At 72.4% G+C, this 15,763-nt stretch carries 11 protein-coding genes and 1 pseudogene; 4 read left to right on the top strand and 8 right to left on the bottom strand.

Annotation, left to right across the window (positions count from 1 at the left end; all coding sequences use genetic code 11):
- Positions 1–40: 40 nt before the first annotated feature.
- The 3 genes from I3F54_RS19810 to I3F54_RS19800 form a co-directional block, all read right to left on the bottom strand.
- Positions 41–943 (bottom strand): metal ABC transporter permease, encoded by a 903-nt coding sequence (locus I3F54_RS19810; protein WP_240120160.1) that lies wholly within the window; start codon positions 941–943, stop codon positions 41–43.
- Entirely contained in the window at positions 943–1,710 is a 768-nt protein-coding gene (locus I3F54_RS19805; protein WP_240120159.1) for a metal ABC transporter ATP-binding protein, read from the bottom strand. The genes I3F54_RS19810 and I3F54_RS19805 overlap by 1 nt, the downstream gene beginning before the upstream one ends.
- An 86-nt stretch (positions 1,711–1,796) precedes the next feature.
- Positions 1,797–2,756 carry a metal ABC transporter substrate-binding protein gene (locus tag I3F54_RS19800; protein ID WP_240120158.1) on the bottom strand — a complete coding sequence of 320 codons (960 nt, stop codon included), beginning with the start codon at positions 2,754–2,756 and terminating at the stop codon, positions 1,797–1,799.
- Positions 2,757–2,919: 163 nt separating this feature from the next.
- Between I3F54_RS19800 and I3F54_RS19795 the strand changes: the two genes are divergently transcribed.
- Complete coding sequence (locus I3F54_RS19795; RefSeq protein WP_240120157.1) at positions 2,920–4,302, top strand: glycine--tRNA ligase; 1,383 nt, start codon at positions 2,920–2,922, stop codon at positions 4,300–4,302.
- A 238-nt stretch (positions 4,303–4,540) separates the two neighbouring features.
- Here I3F54_RS19795 and I3F54_RS19790 read toward each other — a convergent pair whose 3' ends face one another.
- Entirely contained in the window at positions 4,541–5,476 is a 936-nt protein-coding gene (locus I3F54_RS19790) for a VCBS repeat-containing protein (RefSeq protein ID WP_240120156.1), read from the bottom strand.
- A 358-nt stretch (positions 5,477–5,834) separates the two neighbouring features.
- Here I3F54_RS19790 and I3F54_RS19785 point away from each other — a divergent pair.
- Positions 5,835–5,930 (top strand): annotated as a pseudogene (locus I3F54_RS19785) (TetR/AcrR family transcriptional regulator); the annotation flags it as partial.
- Between the two features lie 192 nt (positions 5,931–6,122).
- Here the strand turns inward: I3F54_RS19785 and I3F54_RS19780 are convergent.
- The gene (locus tag I3F54_RS19780; protein ID WP_240120155.1) at positions 6,123–7,550 is read right to left on the bottom strand and encodes an MFS transporter; all 1,428 of its coding nucleotides are present in this window, start codon (positions 7,548–7,550) and stop codon (positions 6,123–6,125) included.
- A gap of 101 nt (positions 7,551–7,651) precedes the next feature.
- Between I3F54_RS19780 and I3F54_RS19775 the strand changes: the two genes are divergently transcribed.
- Positions 7,652–8,602 (top strand): helix-turn-helix transcriptional regulator, encoded by a 951-nt coding sequence (locus I3F54_RS19775; protein WP_240120154.1) that lies wholly within the window; start codon positions 7,652–7,654, stop codon positions 8,600–8,602.
- A gap of 56 nt (positions 8,603–8,658) precedes the next feature.
- On the top strand, positions 8,659–9,846 hold the full coding sequence (gene dusB / locus I3F54_RS19770) for a tRNA dihydrouridine synthase DusB (protein ID WP_240120153.1): 1,188 nt from the start codon (positions 8,659–8,661) through the stop codon (positions 9,844–9,846).
- Here the strand turns inward: dusB and I3F54_RS19765 are convergent, their stop codons facing one another.
- From I3F54_RS19765 to I3F54_RS19755, 3 genes are all read right to left on the bottom strand, one after another.
- Positions 9,847–11,904 carry a CDP-alcohol phosphatidyltransferase gene (locus I3F54_RS19765; protein WP_374205942.1) on the bottom strand — a complete coding sequence of 686 codons (2,058 nt, stop codon included), beginning with the start codon at positions 11,902–11,904 and terminating at the stop codon, positions 9,847–9,849.
- Positions 11,905–12,307: 403 nt separating this feature from the next.
- On the bottom strand, positions 12,308–14,248 hold the full coding sequence (locus I3F54_RS19760; RefSeq protein WP_240120152.1) for a glycogen debranching N-terminal domain-containing protein: 1,941 nt from the start codon (positions 14,246–14,248) through the stop codon (positions 12,308–12,310).
- A complete protein-coding gene (locus tag I3F54_RS19755) occupies positions 14,245–15,660 on the bottom strand; it encodes a hypothetical protein (protein WP_240120151.1) in 1,416 nt (471 codons plus the stop codon). Before I3F54_RS19755 ends, I3F54_RS19760 begins: the two co-directional genes overlap by 4 nt.
- Positions 15,661–15,763: the final 103 nt, after the last annotated feature.

The raw sequence follows: 15,763 nt of genomic DNA, 5'->3' as shown, positions 1-15,763 counted from the left end.
GCGCCTGCCGGGCCATTGTGCCAGTCCGGCTCAGGCCCGGTCAGGCACCGACCTCGTCACCCGCGCTCCGGGTGGCCGGAATCGCGCACTCCGCCGCTTCCCGTGCGGGTGGTGCGGCGGATGCGGCCCGGGCGCGGCGGCGCGCCAGCGGGGCGGCCAGTGCGCTGAGGGCGACGAACGCGGCGATCGTCAGCAGCACGATCGTCGCGCCGGGCGGCACGTCCTGGTAGTACGACGTGACGGTGCCGCCGATGGTCACCGTGACGCCGAGGGCCACGGCGATGACGAAGGTGGCGGCGAAGCTGCGGGTGAGCTGCTGGGCGGCGGCGACCGGGACCACCATCAGCGCGGACACCAGGATCAGGCCGACGACCCGCATGGCGACGGTGACGGTGACGGCCGCGGTGACCGCGACGAGCAGGTTCAGTGCCCGCACCGGCAGGCCGGTGACCCGGGCGAACTCCTCGTCCTGGCTCACCGCGAACAGTTGCCGCCGCAGTCCCAGGGTGACCACGATCACGAACGCGGCCAGGATCGAGATGGCCGTCACGTCCGAGGGCGAGACGGTGGACAGCGAGCCGAACAGGTACGAACTGAGGTTGGCGTTGGACCCGCCCGGCGTGAGGTTGACCAGCATCACGCCGCCGGCCATGCCGCCGTAGAAGAGCATGGCGAGGGCGATGTCGCCGCGGGTCCTGCCGTACCAGCGGATCAGCTCCATGAGGACGGCGCCGAACGCGGAGACGGCGGTCGCCATCCACACCGGCGAGGTGTTCAGCAGAAAGCCGAGGCCGACGCCGGTCATGGCGACGTGGCCGATGCCGTCGCCCATCAGCGGCTGGCGGCGCTGCACGAGGTAGATGCCGATCGCGGGGGCGGTGACGCCGACGAGCACGGCGGCCAGCAGCGCCCGCTGCATGAAGGCGTAGTCGAGGAGTTCCATCAGCTCAGCAGTCCCGTGCGGAGGGGTTCGGCGCCGGCCGGCGCGTGCGGGTGGACGTGGTCGTGGCCGGGCAGCGCGTGCTGGCCGACGGCCTTCGGCGGCGGCCCGTCGTGCACGACGCAGCCGTCGCGCAGAACCACCGCACGGTCGATCAAGGGCTCCAGCGGGCCCAGCTCGTGCAGGACGAGCAGGACGGTCGCGCCCGCGGCGACCTGCTCGCGCAGCGTCCGGGCGAGCACCTCCTGGCTGGCCAGGTCGACGCCGGCCATCGGTTCGTCCATGATCAACAGTTCGGGCTCGGCGGCGAGCGCGCGGGCGATGAGCACGCGCTGGTGCTGGCCGCCGGACAGGGCGTCGACGGGGTCCTTCGCCCGGTCCGTCATGTCCACCAGTTCCAGGGCGCGCCGGACCGCGTCCTGGTCGGCCCTGCGGAACAGCCCGAACCGGGTGCGCGACAGGCGGCCCGAGGAGACGATCTCGGTCACCGTCGCCGGGACGCCGCCGGAGGCGGTGGTGCGCTGCGGGACGTAGCCCACGCGCGCCCAGTCGCGGAACCGGTGCCGCGGGGTGCCGAACAGGTCGATCTCGCCGCCGCTCACCGGCACTTGGCCGATGACGCTGCGCACGGCCGTCGACTTGCCGGAACCGTTCGCGCCGAGCAGTGCGACGACCTCGCCGCGGGAGACCGTGAGGTCGATGCCGCGCAGGACGGGGCGTGAGCCCAGTTCGGCGCGGACGCCTTGCAGGCGTATGACGGGCTCGCTCACGCGGTCCTCCTTGCGGTCGGCGTTGTGCTCCCTGTGGTCCCTCTGGTCCCTGCGGCCCCCGTGCTCCACCGTGATCTCCGTGGAGGTCACTTGGCGCCCAGGGCGGTCTGCAGGGCCTTGAGGTTGGCCTGCATGACCTCGATGTAGTCGTCGCCGCGGGACGCGTCGGTGATGCCCTCGACCGGGTCGAGGACGTCGGTCCTCAGGTCCGTGTCCTCGGCGATGGTCCGGGCGGTCTTGTCGCTGACGAGGGTCTCGTAGAAGACGGTGGAGACACCGTCGGCCTTCGCCATGCTCTCCAGGTCCTTCACGCGCGCGGCGCTCGGCTCGGACTCGGGGTCGAGGCCGGAGATGGCCTCCTCGGTGAGGCCGTAGCGCTCGGCGAGGTAGCCGAAGGCGGCGTGGGTGGTGACGAAGACCTTGGTGCGGGTGTTCGCCAGTCCGGTCCGGAAGCTCGTGTCGAGGTCCGCCAGCTTCCGGAGCAGCACGGAGGTGTTCTTCCGGTAGTCGGCCGCGTGGTCGGGGTCGGCCTTCTCGAAGGCGCTGCCGACGCCCTTGGCGACCTCCGCGTACTTCACCGGGTCGAGCCAGATGTGCGGGTCCTCGCGTCCCTCTTCGTCGCCGTGCTCGTGGTCGTGTGCGGCGGCGTGACCGCCGACCTCGTTGCCGTGCTGCTCCAGTGTGGTCAGGGTCGCCGCGTCGATCTTCGTGCCGGTGCCGGACTGGGCGACGGCCTTGTCGACGGCGGGCTGCAGGCCCCGGAGGTAGAGGACGGCGTCGGCCTTCTCCAGCCGCACGATCTGCCGGGCGCTGATCTCCAGGTCGTGCGGCTCCTGGCCGGGCTCGGTGAGGCTGGTGACGTGCACGTGGCTGCCGCCGATCTGCTCGGCGAGGTAGGCCATCGGGTAGAACGACGCGACGACGTCGAACGTGCCCGCGGTGCCGGCGGCTGCGCTGTCGGTGGAGCAGGCGGTGAGCGTGGTCGCGCCGAGGGCGGCGACGGCGGCGGTGGCCAGTGCGGGTATGAGGCGTCGTCGAGCGTTCATGACACTCATTTTCAACGAAACTGGAAACCGTTGTCAACAAGCTTCGGGGTGCGGCCCGGTTCGCAGGGGCGATTTGGTTGAGGGGGAGCATGCGCCGGTACCCTGAAGCATTCGCTCTGAAGCGTCTCGCTTCAACGCCCGTCGTCGTAATGAAGAGAGCACCGTGGCCGCCGACAAGATCGACACCATCGTCAGCCTGAGCAAGCGCCGTGGCTTCGTATTCCCCTGCAGTGAGATCTACGGCGGACAGCGCGCCGCCTGGGACTACGGTCCGCTGGGTGTCGAGCTCAAGGAGAACATCAAGCGCCAGTGGTGGCGCTACATGGTGACGTCGCGCGAGGACGTCGTCGGTATCGACTCGTCCGTCGTCCTGGCCCCCGAGGTCTGGGTCGCCTCCGGCCATGTCGCCACGTTCACCGACCCCCTCACCGAGTGCACCTCCTGCCACAAGCGGTTCCGCGCTGACCACTTGGAGGAGGCCTACGAGGAGAAGAAGGGCCGCGCCCCCGAGAACGGCCTGGCCGACATCAACTGCCCCAACTGCGGCAACAAGGGGCAGTTCACCGAGCCCAAGCAGTTCTCCGGCCTGCTCTCCACCCACCTCGGCCCCACTCAGGACTCCGGCTCCATCGCCTACCTGCGGCCCGAGACCGCACAGGGCATCTTCACCAACTTCGCCCAGGTGCAGACCACTTCGCGCCGCAAGCCGCCGTTCGGCATCGCGCAGATGGGCAAGTCGTTCCGCAACGAGATCACGCCGGGCAACTTCATCTTCCGCACCCGCGAGTTCGAGCAGATGGAGATGGAGTTCTTCGTCAAGCCCGGCGAGGACGAGACGTGGCACGAGTACTGGATGGAGCAGCGCTGGAACTGGTACACGGGCCTGGGCCTGCGCACTGAGAACATGCGCTGGTACGACCACCCGAAGGAGAAGCTCTCCCACTACTCCAAGCGCACCGCCGACATCGAGTACCGCTTCCAGTTCGGCGGCAGCGAGTGGGGCGAGCTGGAGGGCGTCGCCAACCGCACCGACTACGACCTCTCCTCCCACGCCAAGGCCTCGGGCCAGGACCTGTCCTACTTCGACCAGGAGGCCGGCGAGCGCTGGACTCCGTACGTCATCGAGCCCGCGGCGGGCGTCGGCCGCACCATGCTGGCCTTCCTCCTCGACGCCTACGTCGAGGACGAGGCGCCCAACGCCAAGGGCAAGATGGAGAAGCGCACCGTGCTGCGCCTGGACCACCGCCTGGCCCCGGTGAAGGTGGCGGTGCTGCCGCTGTCCCGCAACCCGGAGCTGTCGCCGAAGGCCAAGGGCCTCGCGCAGGCGCTGCGCCAGCACTGGAACATCGAGTTCGACGACGCCGGCGCCATCGGCCGCCGCTACCGCCGCCAGGACGAGATCGGCACGCCGTACTGCGTCACCGTCGACTTCGACACCCTGGACGACAACGCCGTGACCGTGCGTGAGCGTGACTCGATGAAGCAGGAGCGGGTCTCGCTGGACCAGATCGAGGCCTACCTGGCCGGGCGCCTGATCGGCGCCTAGTCCCGCCCGCCGGTCGGCCCCCGGTACGGGATCCGCTGTGGATCCCGTACCGGGGGCCGCGGTGTGTCCGGGGTGGTCCGGCTCTTCGTCCCGGCCCTCCTCCGCGCGCCCCGCCCCGGACCGTGCGTCTCCCGGGGCCGAGGCGGACGGGCCGCCCCCTGCGGAACGCGGACGGGCCGCCCCCCTGTGGAAAGGGAGCGGCCCGTCCCGGTGTTCTCCGTGCGGCGGAGTCCGGGGGTCAGAACAGCAGGCGGTAGGTGTTCCAGCCGCCGTTGCCGATCTTCACGCGGGACTGGAACGGGGCGGCGGCGTTGCCGGTGCCCTTGTAGAGCCACAGCGCGCCGTCCTTGTCGCGGGCGATGAGGTCGGTGATGCCGTCGATGTCGATGTCACCGACCGAAACGATCCCGTTGTAGACCCACCAGCCACCGCCGATGCGGGTGCGGGACTCGAACGGCGCCTTGTAGTCGCCGGTGCCCTTGTAGAGCCACAGGACGCCGGAGGTGTCCTCGGCGACGATGTCGTCCTTGCCGTCGCCGGTGAGGTCGCCCTTGCCCGCGATGCGGCTGTAGGTGTTCCAGCCGCCGCCGACCCGGTAGCGGCTGGTCACCTTGCCGTTTCCGTAGCCGAGGTACAGCCACAGCACGCCGTCGTCGTCGCGGGCGATCAGGTCGTCCGCGACGGCGCCGCCGAGGTTGCCGGCCGAGAGCAGGCGGTTGTAGATGTTCCAGCCGTGGCCCACCTGGACGGGGTCGACGTCCGTGTCGAGCCAGCTGTAGAGGTTGCCGTTGGTGACGTGCCAGATGCCGTCGGCCGAGCCGTCGTTGTCGTGGTCGACCTGAGTGATGAAGCGGGTGTACTTCCAACCGTCGCCCACGTCGACGCGGGCCGTGAGGCCGCCGTTGCCGTCCAGGCCGTAGGCCCACATGTCGCCGTTGTTGTCGACCCCGTACAACGGGTTGACCTGGGCGTCCTCGGCGGTGGCCGCGGTGGTGGACGTGCTGAACCGCTCGGGGCCGGACGTCTTGCCCTGGGTGCCGAGGGGGTGGAAGGAGGGCCCGGTGCCGTCGGCGGCGAAGGCGCTGGTCCCGGTCACCGCGAGAGCGGCGGTCAGCGCCGCAGCCGTGACGCGCGCCAGCGTCTGACGCACGTTCGTGCCGGAGCTCTTGGCCACGTGTGTCTCCAGATGGTTCGAGGAACGGACCGAGGGCCGGGGGTGCCCCGCCCTCAAGATCCACTGATGCTCCATCATCCCCGCAGGTGTCCATTACATGTCAATTGCATTTACGTTCGGCATACGAAGCGGTACGGAAGCGGGACGAAGGCGCAACGAGGGCGCGTACAACCTTTTCGGCCGTCATGTGTCCTGGGCGCCGAGAGGGTTGACAAGGGACGGCTGACAGCTATGGAAATCTGTCACCCCGGCTGGAGGCCCTGTTCCGGGCCGAGCGGAGCGAGGCCGGCGAGGGTCCGGAGCTGTTCGCCACGTACATGGTCCCGGTCGGGGAGAACGGCACGGCCGTCGCCAACAGATCGCCGGCCTGATCGCCCAGCTGACCCGGGTCGTCCGCGCGGGCGTCGACGCCGGTGCCTTTGCCACCGCCGACCCCGACCGGACGACCCGGGCCGTCTTCCGCGCCGCCGGACGTTTCCACGACCCCTGCCGTGCGCGTGTGGGGGAGAGGCCGGACGTGTCGATCTGCGGCATGACGCCTCCCGCGGCCGTCGTGCGACTGCCGATGTGCGCAGCAAGGAGTGTGCAGCAAGCCCGCCGCCGGCGGGCCCGGTTCGGCCGGGCGGTGTCCGGGCCGCGCCCCGTGTCAGCCGATGGCGCGCGGCAGCCGCAGACTGAGCAACCCCGTCAGGACCACCCCGGCCAGCTGCACGCACAGGGCCGTCAGCAGGGCGTCCCGCATCCCGATGTGCGGGGTCAGGGAGAGGAAGAGGGTGCCGACGGTCGCCACGCCCAGGGCGAGTGCGGCCTGCTGCGTGGTGCTCATCACGCCGCTGCCGACGCCTGCCCGGGCGGGCGGCACCTCGGACAGGACGACCCGGTAGAGGACGGGCAGTTGCAGCGCCTGCCCGGCGCCCGCCACGGCTCCGCCGGGCAGCAGCGCGACGACCCCCAGGTCCGGCCAGGACCACCGGGCGGCCAGCGCGATCAGCGCCAGGCCGGCGCCGTGGAGCACCGCACCCGCGGTGATCACCCGGGTCCCGTGGCGGGCGACCAGACGGGGCCCGGCCAGCGAGACGAGGAAGAAGGCGACGGCGAGCGGTGCCAGGGCGAGACCGGCCCGGACCGGGCCGAGGCCCGCGCCCTGCTGGAGGGCGACGGCCATCACGAACATGAAGCCGCTGAAGCCGATCGAGAACGGCAGGATCATCACCAGCCCGCGGCGCAGCGTCAGCAGTGCCAGCAGCCTCGGCGGCACCAGCGGAGTCCGTCCGGCGCGGTCGGCCCGGCGCTCCACCGCGAAGAACGCGCCCGTCGCCAGGGGGAACGCGGCCAGCGACAGCCACGTCCACAGCGGCCAGCCCGCGGCCCGCCCCTCGGTGAGCGGGGCCAGCAGGACCAGCAGGGCCACGGCCAGCAGCACGGTGCCGGGACCGTCGACCGGCTCCGGCGCCTGCGAGCGGGTCTCCGGAACGGTCCGGGCGGCGAGCACCAGCCCGAGCAGCACGACCGGCACGTTGACCAGGAACACCAGCCGCCAGCCGTTGCCCCACAGGTCGGCGGCGACCAGCAGCCCGCCCAGGATCTGGCCCGCCACCATGGACAGGCCGGCCGTCGCTCCGTAGAGGCCCATGGCCTTGGCGCGGCGCTGCCCTGACGTCGCCGCCTGGATGGTGGCGAGGACCTGCGGCAGCATCGCGGCGGCCGTGGCGCCCTGCGCGACGCGGGCCGCGACCAGGCTCCAGGCGTTCGGGGCGAGCCCGCAGGCCAGCGAGGCCAGGCCGAAGGCGGCCATGCCGCCCAGGAAGAGCCGGCGCCGCCCGAACAGGTCGCCGAGGCGCCCGCCGAGGACGAGCAGGACGGCGTAGGCGACGCCGTACCCGGCGACGACGAGTTCCAGGACGCTCTCGCCGGTCCCCAGGTCCCGGCCGATGGTGGGCAGGGCGACGTTGACGATGAAGAAGTCGACGAGGGGGAGTGCTGCGCCGAGCAGCACGGTGAACAGCCCGGGGCCGCCCAGTTCCGGTGGCGACGGGTGCGGGCGGACGGGACGTGAGGTGGCAGTTTCGGTCACGGCTTCGAGCCTGCTCCGCCGCCGAAGGGGGTACCAGAGTGCCGTTGTCCTGGTACAAGAAGTACCTGGCAACAGGATGCGGGCGGCGGCACCCTGGAGACATGACGATCCTGGCCCAGGAGACGCAGCCCGACGGCGCGGCGTCCCACAGCACCGAGATCCGCCGCCACGAGCTGGCCGCCTTCCTGCGCAGCCGCCGTGAACGGATCGCCCCCGAGCAGGTCGGCCTGCCTCGCGGGCGCCGGCGCCGCACGCCCGGGCTGCGGCGCGAGGAGGTCGCCCAGCTCTCCGCGGTCGGCGTCACCTGGTACACCTGGCTCGAACAGGCCCGGGACATCCAGGTCTCCGTCCAGGTCCTGGACGCCCTGGCCCGCGCGCTGATGCTGGACGGCGGCGAACGCGCCCACCTGTTCCAGCTGGCGGGGGCGGTGGACCCCACTCCGGCGCGCAGCTGCCCGTCGGTGACGCCGGCGGTGCGGGCGGTGCTGGAGCAGCTGGAGCCGTTGCCGGCCCTGGTCCAGAACAGCCGGTACGACATCGTCGCCTACAACCGCACGTTCAGCCTGCTGCTGTGCGACCTGGACGCGGTGCCGCCGGAGGACCGGAACTGCCTGATCCTGTCCTACACCGACGACGACTGGCGCTCCTCGCTCGTGCACCTGGAGGAGACCCAGCGGCTGATGGCCGCCCGCTTCCGCGCCGCGATGGCGGGCCATCTCGGCGAACCGGGCTGGAAGATGCTGCTGAAGCGGCTGCGCGAGCAGTCCGCCGACTTCCGCGAGTACTGGGACCGCCACGAGATAGCCGTCCACCGCTCCCGGCTGAAGGAGTTCCGCAACCGCTACGTCGGGCGCGTCACCGTCGACCACACCGACCTGTGGCTCAACCCCGAGCTGGGCGCGCGGATGGTGACCTACGTCCCCGCGGACGAGGAGTCGCGACGCAGGCTGGAGAGGCTGCACGCGATCGCCCTGGAGAGGGAGGAGTCCGGTGGTCGACGCCCCGGCACGGGCACGGGCCCACGCACTACTCTCCACAGTGCGACTAACTAATGGCTCGTCCAGGGTCGTGGTCGTGGGGCGTGGGACCGATGGGTCAGAATGGGGGGATGCCCGCGACCGCCTCGCCCCTGAAGATCGGCCCCCACTCCGTCCGGCCCCCCGTCGTGCTCGCGCCGATGGCGGGGATCACCAACGCGCCCTTCCGCACCCTGTGCCGGTCGTTCGCCGAAGGCGGATCGTTCGGCGGACGCGCAGCGCAGCACGGCGCCGGCGGCGGCAAGGGCCTCTTCGTCAGCGAGATGATCACCACCCGGGCGCTGGTCGAGCGCAACGACAAGACCATGCAGCTGATCAGGTTCGACGCCGCCGAGCAGCCGCGCTCGATCCAGCTCTACGGCGTCGACCCGGCCACGGTCGGCAAGGCCGTCCGCATGATCGTCGAGGAGGACCTCGCCGACCACATCGACCTGAACTTCGGCTGCCCGGTACCGAAGGTGACCCGCAAGGGCGGCGGCTCGGCCCTGCCGTACAAGCGCAACCTGCTGCGGGCCATCCTGCGCGAGGCCGTGGGCGGGGCCGGCGACCTGCCGGTGACGATGAAGATGCGCAAGGGCATCGACGACGACCACCTCACCTACCTCGACGCCGGCCGCATCGCCGTCGAGGAGGGCGTCACCGCCGTCGCCCTGCACGGCCGCACCACCGCCCAGCACTACGGCGGCACCGCCGACTGGGACGCCATCGCGCGGCTGAAGGAGCACGTGCCGGAGATCCCGGTGCTCGGCAACGGCGACATCTGGTCGGCCGACGACGCGCTCAGGATGGTCCGCGAGACCGGTTGCGACGGCGTCGTCGTCGGCCGCGGCTGCCTGGGCCGGCCGTGGCTGTTCGCCGACCTGGTCGCCGCCTTCGAGGGCCGCACCGGGGAGTACGCGCGGCCCACCCTGCGCGAGGTCGCCGACGTCATGGTCCGGCACGCCACGCTGCTCGGCGAGTGGATCGGCGACGAGTCCCGCGGTGTCATCGACTTCCGCAAGCACGTCGCCTGGTACCTCAAGGGCTTCGCCGTCGGCTCCGAGATGCGCAAGCGGCTCGCGGTCACCTCCGGCCTGGAGGAGCTGCGGGCCGGCCTGGACGCACTCGACCTCGACCAGCCCTGGCCGACCGGCGCCGACGGGCCCCGCGGCCGTACGTCCGGCAACAACCGGGTGGTGCTGCCGGACGGCTGGCTGAAGGACCCCTACGACTGCGCCGGCGTCGCGGAGGACGCGGAGCTGGACACCTCCGGGGGCTGATCAGCCCCCGGACGGATGCGGCACGGAGCCGTACGCCGTCAGGAAGCGGTCGCGGAAGGCGTTCATCTTCCACACCGGGGCGTCATGGGCCGGACGCAGGCCGTCCGTCCAGTTCCACCCGGCGATCTTCTCCAGCACCTTCGGATCCTTGGCGACGATCGACACCGGCACGTCCCGGCTGGCGTGGTTGCCGCTGACCCGCGCGATCGGCTGGTGGTCGCCCAGGAAGACCAGGACGGTGTCGTCGGTGCCGTAGCGCTGGATCCACTGCACCAGGCTGGTCACCGAGTACTCGATCGACTTGCCGTACTCCTCCTTGGAGCGCTGCGAGTCGGTGATGATGTCCTTCGGGTCGTTGCCCGCCTTCGCCATGGGGCCGAAGATCCGGCCGTCACCGAGTTCGTCCCAGCCGACCAGCTTCGGGATCGGCGCCCACGGCTGGTGGCTGGAGGTCAGGATGAGTTCCGACATCAGCGGCTTGTCGCGCTTGCGGCCGTGCTCCAGCTGCTGGAACCGTTCCAGCGCGTACTGGTCCGGCATCGTCGACCAGCTGAACTTCGGGCCGTGGTAGCCCAGGTGGAAGGCGTCGTAGACCTTCTGCAGGCCGTAGAACTTCTGCTCCGGCCACCCCTTCTGCACGCCCGGCATCACGCCGACGGTGTCCCACGCACCGGTCTTCTGGAAGGCCTTCGTCAGGGTCAGATGGTCGCCCGCGGTGACGGTGCGGTAGCGGCTCTGGTTGTCGATCCACAGACCCGACAGGAACGTCGAGTGCCCCAGCCAGCTGCTGCCGCCGTATGTCGCCGACGTCAGCCAGCCGCTCTTGGCGTGGAAGCCCGCCTCCGCCAGGGCCTGCGTCTGTGCGTCGAGGGTGCGGTCGACGCCCGGGGCCGTCACCGGGTCCTCGATGGCGCTGCGGCCGTAGCTCTCGATGAACGTGAAGATCATGTCCTTGCCGCGCAGGTCCGGCACGAGCTGGTCGGGAGGGGTGGCGCCGAAGACGTCGGCCTTGGCCTCCCTCGCGAACGCCCGCTCGTCGCGGATCGTCGCGCGCACCGCCTGCTCGCGGGAGCGGACCATCTCCACGGTGTGATCGGAGGCCACCGGGACCCCGGAGAGCTGCACGTCCAGCGCCGAGCAGGTCATCCACACCGTGCTGCACAGCAGCAGCAAGCGCGTCGAGCGTGACGGGTGACGGCCGATCAGGCCGCCGATGCGGACGACCGCCAGTGCCATCAGCACGAGCAGCACGCCGACGAGCACGACCACCGCGACGGTGGCGAGCCGGGCCGGCGTGCCCCCGATCGTGTCGGCGACGTAGGACTCGGCGTCGCCCAGCAGCGGCCAGTCCAGGACCACGTTGAAGCCGCGGCCCAGGTACGAGTTGAAGCCCATGTCCAGCAGGTCCAGCACCGTCACCAGGCCCAGTACCAGCCCCGCCAGCGCCGCCACCACCGCCCGCGGCCTGCGCGGCAGCGCGAGCAGCACGGCCGCCGCGAGCAGCCCTTCCACCGGGATCCGGGCGAACGCCGCCGGCTCGAACTGCTCGCTCCGGTTCGGCATCAGCAGCCCGGCGAGGACGAGCGCGAGCGCCAGCACGGTGACCGTCAGCGACAGGGCCCGCGCGGGGACGGGATGCCCGGACTTCCAGCGCCGCACGGCCCGGCGCAGGCGGCGGACGGGCCGGGTGACGGCACGGAAGGCGGCCACGGCCAGCGCGGGACGCGAGGGAGCCGCCCGGTCGTCCTCGGGCGACGGGGCGGTTTCGGCGGAGGGCGGCGGGTCGGCCTCCGCCGCGGGCGCGGCGGGTTCGGCGTCGGGTGCCGGGCCCTCTGTGCCGGGGGACGCGGTGGCCCCGGGCGCCGGGACGGCGTCGTCCGGGGGCGGGGCGGCTCCGGTCCGGGTCCCGGGCGGCTCGGCTTCGCCCCTGGGGGAGGGGAGGGTTGGGGTACCGGGTGCCTCGGAGGTGTCCTCGCGCGCCGCGGCCGGTGCCTCCGCGTCGGTGTGGACTGTCTCGGCCGGTTCCGTTGCCTGGCGTGTGCTCGTGTCCTGGGGCACCCCGGGGTCCTTCCGTGCGCGACGTGACGAAGTGGCGGGCCCACGCTGGGGGGAGGCGGTGCCCACCGCCCTCCCGTACGGGGTGGCCGGAGTCCGTGTTCAGCCGCTTCACTCAGAGTCCGGCAAACACCGGGCAAACGCCTCGCCAACCTGCCGGGCGGACCACCGCGGCACCCACGCCCGCCCCCTGCCCGCCCCGCCCGTCCGGTGGCCATCGCACCACGCCCGTTTGGCGCCCCGTCACGCCGGCCGGCACTCGTCACCGGGCCCGCCCGGGCCCGTCACCCCGTCCGGCCCGCGCCCGTCACCGCACCCGGAAGGAGGACCGGGCGCCCGGATCGGCGCATCCCCCCTGCCGCGCCGTCCGGGTGCCCGGTGGTTGCCGGCCCGGGCTGCCGCCGGCCTACGCCCCGCCCACCGCGGCGAGCAGGGCCAGCGGCGCCGCCGCCGACCTCGACTCGCGCACGCACGCGTGGGGGTACGGCACCGGCTCCGCGTGCGTGTCCCGCCCGTACCCGGCGAGCACCTCCGGCAGCCGGTGACCGGTCGCGGTGGCCGCGTCGACCAGGGCGTGGGCCACCGTGCGGGCCTCGTCGTGCAGGCCGTAGCGGGCCAGGCCCAGCGTGATCAGCGCGTTGTCGTGCGGCCACACCGAACCCCGGTGGTACGACAGCGGGTGGTACGCCTCCTGCCCCGCGGCCAGCGTGCGCACGCCCCAGCCGGAGAAGAAGTCCGGCTCCAGCAGCCGCCGGCCCACCAGCTCGCCGTACTCCTTGTCCAGCAGCCCCGACCAGAGCAGATGCCCGGCGTCCGAGGCCAGCGCGTCGACCGGGCGGCCGTCGCCGTCCAGCGCCAGCGCCGGGAAGGAGCGTTCCGGCATCCAGAAGTCCCGCTGGAAGCGGTCCCGCAGATCACCGGCCGCCTGTTCGAGCAGGGCGGCGTACACCTCGTCCTCCCACACCGTGCGCGCGAGCCACGCCGTGCGGCGCAGCGCGTCGTAGGCGTAGCCCTGGGCGCCCGCGGCCATCACCGGCCCCGTGGGCCGGGTGCCGTCGGCCGAGCAGATGGCGCCCGGGGAGTCCTTCCAGTTCTGGTTGGCGAGACCGCCGCGGTCCGCCCGGTACACCAGGTAGCCGCGGGAGGTGAGACCGCCGTGGTCGAGCATCCAGCCGATCGCGGCCCGGGCGTGCCGTTCCAGCCGGCGGGCCGTCGCCGCGTCGCCGGTCCGCTCGACATACGCGCCGAGCAGGACGAGGAAGAGCGGCGTGGCGTCGACGGAGCCGTAGTAGCGGCCGAACGGCACCTGCCCGAAGTGCGCCAGTTCGCCGTGCCGCACCTCGTGCACGATCTTGCCGGGTTGTGCCACCGACGCCGAGCCCGCCTCGGTCGCCTGGGTCGCGGCGAGCGCGGGCAGCGTCGCCGCGGCCAGCTGGGGCCGGTAGGGGAGCGCGAACAGGGAGGTGAGCAGGGCGTCGCGGCCCAGCAGCGTGAGGAACCAGGGAGCGCCGGCCGCCGGGACCCGCAGCTCCTCCCCGTCCGGTCCGGTCGCCGGGATCTGCAGCGCGGCGAGGTCGGCCAGGCCCCGCGCACAGGCGGCGGCCAGCTCCGGCCAGCCCGTCGGGAAGGCCACGCCCTCCACGAACGCGCCCTCCGCCGCCAGCAGTTGCTCGGCCATCGCAGCCGGGGAGCGGGGCACCCGCAGTGCCCGCTTCTCCCCGTGCGGGCGCGCCATCACCCGCAGGACCAGCTCCGCTGTGCCGTGCGGCTGAAGGTCCAGGGACCACACCAGGCGGCGGGCGCCGGCGCCGGTCTCCTCGACGGCGTCCGGGGCGGGCTCGGCCGTCACCGTCGTGCACGACCGCCACTCGCCGCGGCGGTAGGCGAACTCCAACCCGTGGTCGAGGACCTGACGGGAGCGCAGGGCGCCGGTCTTGACGTAGGTACGGTGGTCGGAGCGCAACTCGAACTGGTCGGCGAAGTCGGCGTCCGCGGTGATGGCGAGCCGGACCCGGGTGGCAACCGGACGGTTGCTGGTGATCCGCAGCGACTCCACGAACGAGGCGTCACCGACGGCCTGTTCACGGAAGAGGGTGCAGGCGGGCGGTTCGTTGCGACCGCCGCGCGGGACGAGCACGCAGCGCGCGGTGTCGCCGTCGGAGACGGGCGCGAGCGTCTCGGGCACCGCTCCGTCGACGGTCAGCTGCCAGCGGCTCAGATGCCGGGCGTCCCGCACGAACAGCCCGTCCGGGGCCTGGCCGCCGCCCCGTACCCCGCTGATGTCGCCGCCGTCGCCCACGGCGGCGAACGTCCCCCCGTACACGAGCAGATGATGCCGTTCCGTCATCCCCGGTCCCCTCCCCTGACTGTCCGGTCGTCGTCGACTGTTGTGTCGTGGTGCGTGGCGTGCAGAAGGTCGAGTGCGAGGGCCGCGGTCCAGCTGAAGCCGGTGGCCCCGCAGGCGGTGCCGGTGTACGGGTCGACGTACTCGGCGAACCCGGAGCCGGCGGCTGTGGTGAGGACCGCCTCGGCGAGGGCGTCGGCCCGGTCGCGCTCGCCGTGCAGCCGCAGTCCCCGCTCCACCAGCCACGCGGTGTTGAACCAGGCCGGTCCCCGCCAGTAGCGGTGCGGGTCGAAGGCCTCGCCGAGCAGGTCGTAGCTGGGCACCAGCCGGGTGGAGCCGCCCAGCCCGAAGTGCGGGCCGGTGAGCGTGCCGACCATCGCGGTCGTGATGCCGCGGGGCAGACCCGGCAGCAGCAGCGGGATCAGCCCGGACACGCTGCGCTCGCCGATCAGCCGCCCGTCGCACACGTCCCGGCACAGGAACATGCCCGCCGACGGATCCCACAGCCGGTCGACGAGCACGCCGGTCAGCCGCTCCGCCCGCGCGTGGCGCGCCGTCCCCGTCGCTCCCAGCTCGTGCGCGATCCGGGCGAGCGCGTGTTCGGAGGCGATGAGCAGGGCGTTGAAGGCGGGGTCCTCGACGGCGAAGTCGCCCGCCCCGTCGGCGTAGTGGCCGTCCCGGTAGTCGGCGGCCAGCCGCACGTAGCGCCCGTAGTCCAGATCGGTCGGCCGGTCCTGCGCGGCCCCGTGGTCGAGGTCGGCGCGCCGGAAGGAGCGGGCGGGGGCCGGGTCGACACGAGCGAGCGGCAGGTCCCAGCAGGGGCTGTTGTCCATGCCCTGTTCCCACGGGTGCACCACGGAGGCCAGGCCGGTGCCGCCGAGGTCGCGGCGGTGCAGCAGGTACCGGTGCCAGGCGGCCAGCCGGGGGTGGACCCGGGCGAGGAAGCCGCGCGCCCGGGACAGTCCGGGGTCGGCGCAGTGCACCAGCCAGGCGGCCAGCGCGTGCACCGGTGGCTGCACGATGCCCGACGTCTGTACGGTGCGCGGGGCGCCCGCGGTGTGCCCGGTGGTGGAGGAGCGCCAGAAGTCGGGGCTGGGGAAGTACGCGTCCAGTGGGACGGAGGGGTTGAAGACGATGTGCGGGATGCGCCCGTCGCCCCACTGTGCGGCCAGCAGCGTCTCCAGCTCCGTCTGGGCCCGTAACGGCGACAGATGCCGCAGACCGACGGCGATGAACGCCGAGTCCCACGACCACTGGTGCGGGTACAGCTCGCGGGAGGGGACCGTGGAGGCGCCCGTCCAGTTGCCCTCGAGCACCCGTGCGGCCCTGACGTGCAGCGAATCCGCCGTGGGTGGCGGATCGTATGCAATGTCGCGCTCGGCGCGGCGGGTGGTGAGCTGGGCAGTGCGATCCACTCGGGACTCCCCGAAAGACGTCCGGCCGACGGGTTCGGCCGTGGCCACCGTAGGGTTACGTCTATTTAACACGCAAAACCCAATATGTAATGCAAGCTTGAGA

The organism is Streptomyces sp. MUM 2J, from assembly GCF_022414535.1.
Taxonomy (GTDB): domain Bacteria; phylum Actinomycetota; class Actinomycetes; order Streptomycetales; family Streptomycetaceae; genus Streptomyces.
The sequence above is the reverse complement of the archived record's forward strand: the minus strand, read 5'-3'. Positions and strand labels throughout refer to the sequence as shown.